Raw genomic sequence first — 2500 nt, 5'->3', positions numbered from 1 at the left:
GTGGCGAGCGAAAGCGGAAGAGGCTAAACCATGGGTGTGTGATAGCCGGCAGGTGTTGCATTCGTGGGGTTGTGGGGTTCATTTTGTCTGTTCTGCCGAGCAGGCCAACAGTAAGAAATCACAGGGTTAGTGGAAGTGGTCTGGAACGGCCTGTCGTAGAGGGTGAGAATCCCGTACACGAAAACTTTGTGACTGTTGTAATGGAAACCCAAGTAGCACCGGGCCCGTGAAATCTGGTGTGAATCTGTCGGGACCACCCGATAAGCCTGAATACTCCCTGGTGACCGATAGCGGACTAGTACCGTGAGGGAAAGGTGAAAAGTACCCCGGGAGGGGAGTGAAATAGTACCTGAAACCGTGCGCTTACAATCCGTCAGAGCCTTCGAGCAGTTTACTGCTGGGGGTGATGGCGTGCCTTTTGAAGAATGAGCCTGCGAGTTAGTGGCATGTCGCGAGGTTAACCCGTGTGGGGTAGCCGTAGCGAAAGCGAGTCCGAATAGGGCGATCGTAGTGGCATGCTCTAGACCCGAAGCGGAGTGATCTACCCATGGCCAGGTTGAAGCGACGGTAAGACGTCGTGGAGGACCGAACCCACTTAGGTTGAAAACTGAGGGGATGAGTTGTGGGTAGGGGTGAAAGGCCAATCAAACTCCGTGATAGCTGGTTCTCCCCGAAATGCATTTAGGTGCAGCGTCGCGTGTTTCTCACCGGAGGTAGAGCTACTGGATGGTCTAGGGGGCCCACAAGCTTACCGAAATCAGCCAAACTCCGAATGCCGGTGAGTGAGAGCGCGGCAGTGAGACTGCGGGCGATAAGGTTCGTAGTCGAGAGGGAAACAGCCCAGATCGCCAGCTAAGGTCCCTAAGCGTGTACTAAGTGGAAAAGGATGTGGGGTCGCGAAGACAACCAGGAGGTTGGCTTAGAAGCAGCCACCCTTGAAAGAGTGCGTAATAGCTCACTGGTCAAGTGATCCTGCGCCGACAATGTAGCGGGGCTCAAGTACACCACCGAAGCTGCGGCATTCACGCAATAGCCCCCAGTTGATCCAAGGATTTTCTGGCAGGTGTGTGGATGGGTAGGGGAGCGTCGTGTGGCCATGGAAGCGGCAGGGTGACCTAGCCGTGGAGGCCACACGAGTGAGAATGCAGGCATGAGTAGCGAAAGACGAGTGAGAAACTCGTCCGCCGAATGACCAAGGGTTCCTGGGCCAGGTTAATCCGCCCAGGGTGAGTCGGGACCTAAGACGAGGCCGACAGGCGTAGCCGATGGACAACGGGTTGATATTCCCGTACCCGTGTGAACGCGCCCATGGTGAATCAGTGATACTAACCATCCTGAAGCCACGAGAAGACCTTCGGGTCTCGAGTTGGTGGATGCATGGGACCTGATCTGGTAGTAGCCAAGCGATGGGGTGACGCAGGAAGGTAGCTGAGCCAGTCAGTGGTAATACTGGTGTAAGCGTGTAGGGCGTGACCTAGGCAAATCCGGGTCACACATAGCCTGAGACGTGATGCGTAGCCGATTGAGGCGAATTCAGTGATCCTATGCTGCCGAGAAAAGCCTCTAGCGAGCTTTCACACGGCCCGTACCCCAAACCGACACAGGTGGTCAGGTAGAGAATACTAAGGCGATCGAGATAACTATGGTTAAGGAACTCGGCAAAATGCCCCCGTAACTTCGGGAGAAGGGGGGCCCTGTCTGGTGACGACATGTACTGTCTGAGCTGGGTGGGGCCGCAGAGACCAGTGAGAAGCGACTGTTTACTAAAAACACAGGTCCGTGCGAAGTCGTAAGACGATGTATACGGACTGACGCCTGCCCGGTGCTGGAAGGTTAAGAGGACCGGTTAGTTCCTTCGGGAGCGAAGCTGAGAATTTAAGCCCCAGTAAACGGCGGTGGTAACTATAACCATCCTAAGGTAGCGAAATTCCTTGTCGGGTAAGTTCCGACCTGCACGAATGGCGTAACGACTTCTCAGCTGTCTCAACCGTAGACTCGGCGAAATTGCATTACGAGTAAAGATGCTCGTTACGCGCGGCAGGACGAAAAGACCCCGGGACCTTCACTACAGCTTGGTATTGGTGTTCGGTTCGGTTTGTGTAGGATAGGTGGGAGACTGTGAAACGGTGACGCCAGTTATCGTGGAGTCGTTGTTGAAATACCACTCTGATCGAATTGGACCTCTAACCTCGGACCATGATCTGGTTCAGGGACAGTGCCTGGTGGGTAGTTTAACTGGGGCGGTTGCCTCCCAAAATGTAACGGAGGCGCCCAAAGGTTCCCTCAGCCTGGTTGGCAATCAGGTGTCGAGTGCAAGTGCACAAGGGAGCTTGACTGTGAGACTGACAGGTCGAGCAGGGACGAAAGTCGGGACTAGTGATCCGGCACCGGCAAGTGGAAGCGGTGTCGCTCAACGGATAAAAGGTACCCCGGGGATAACAGGCTGATCTTCCCCAAGAGTCCATATCGACGGGATGGTTTGGCACCTCGATGTCGGCTC

1 rRNA gene (cut by a window edge) is annotated in these 2500 nt (G+C 55.0%); it reads left to right on the top strand.

Features of this window, described 5'->3' with window-relative positions:
• Positions 1-2500, top strand: a 23S ribosomal RNA gene (locus ABZ567_RS32255) (its annotated part extends 247 nt beyond the left edge of the window); the annotation flags it as partial.

The organism is Streptomyces sp. NPDC016459 (genome assembly GCF_040632845.1).
GTDB lineage: Bacteria > Actinomycetota > Actinomycetes > Streptomycetales > Streptomycetaceae > Streptomyces.
This window is presented reverse-complemented; position numbering and strand designations above follow the sequence as displayed.